This window comes from Mycoplasmopsis agassizii (assembly GCF_002276225.1).
GTDB lineage: Bacteria > Bacillota_I > Bacilli_A > Mycoplasmatales > Metamycoplasmataceae > Mycoplasmopsis_B > Mycoplasmopsis_B agassizii_A.
In genome coordinates, this window is record NZ_NQNY01000029.1 from 1 (window position 1) to 1,342 (window position 1,342).

1 protein-coding gene is annotated in these 1,342 nt (G+C 28.5%); it reads right to left on the reverse strand.

The genetic code is table 4. The features are described 5' to 3' along the window. Window positions 1–29: 29 nt before the first annotated feature. Window positions 30–1,235: an IS3 family transposase gene (locus CJJ23_RS04905; RefSeq protein ID WP_180738049.1), complete on the reverse strand. Its 1,206-nt coding sequence runs from the start codon at window positions 1,233–1,235 to the stop codon at window positions 30–32. Window positions 1,236–1,342: the final 107 nt, after the last annotated feature.

Sequence of the window (1,342 nt, forward strand, 5' to 3'; positions counted from 1 at the left end):
ATTAAGGAGTAAAGCATTAGTAGAGTTTTTTAAATTTGTCTGTATTTGAATGGTGATTGTCAACCTAAAATTTTTTGAATTCTACTGTTATTGTATCAAAATATATATTTTTTGATTTCATCTAGCAGCTCTTCGTACTCTAATTTATTAATATTTATTAATCTTAATTTCTCTTCTTTTAGATTTGAAAATCAATATTCAATAGGTCGATTATCAAGGCTATTCCCAATTCGTGACATAGATTGTTGGATTGAATTGTCATCCAATAATTTCTTAAAATCATTCGAAGAATAAACAAGTCCATGGTCAGAATGTATCATGTCAAAGTTGTTCAAATTGATATCTTTGAAGGTTTCCATTACTAGTTCTGTATTAGGGTTTTCAGAAATTGAATAACCAATAATTTGGTAATTTATAAGACTGATTGCAGCACTTAAATAAAGAAATTTTCCCCTGTATTTTATGTATGTTATATCTGTGCAGATTGTGCGATTATCAAAACCAGGTTTAAAATTTCTGTTCAGTAAATTTTGAATATCAACAGATGTATCTTTAGGATCTTCCCTGTTGATTTTCTTTTCGCTGCTTCTGATAGGTGATTTTATCCCTAGAATTCTTCTGTATCTTATAAGTGTAGGCCTAGAAACATTATAACCTTCTTCTTCCAATTGCTTATAAGTTCTGGTAATTCCATAAACACCACCACTTTCTATAAAGATTTCCTTGGTTCTGTTTAAAAGTTTCTCTTTATCATCGCGTTCTCTATTATCGATTTTATCGAGATTGTTTTTGTTGTTGTGATACTTATGGTAACCAGATTCTGATACACCAAAATTCATGCATAAAATTTTAATACTTAACTTTGATTTGCTTTCTTTAAGCTCTTTAATTTTTTCAAATTTATCAGCTTTTGATTTTTTATTTTCTTCATATTCAATGATTTCAACTTGATGCTTAACTATTTCTATTAGTTGCTTTTTATTCATTTTTTCAACCATCTCATCAAATGCTTTTCTTCTGCGCTCTTTTTGAATCTCTTCTCTTGATTTTTCTTTAAGTTTACAGAACATAATTGGCTGGTGTTTTTCGGGTCAATCATCTAATAAAAATGCTAATCCACCATACCTAAAATTATGCCAATTTTTATTGACAAGAGATGGATAGTTTTTACGGTTTTTCCCAAAAGCAAGGATGCATTTATCTAATAAATTTTCTGGATTACAAATTGTGTTCATCTTATCCCCTTTTAATAATTTTAGGATAATTTGCAATTTTGCAGTAAACATTAAAAATTTTTTCATGTGAAGTTCCTTTGTACTCCACTTTTGCTTTACTCCTTAAT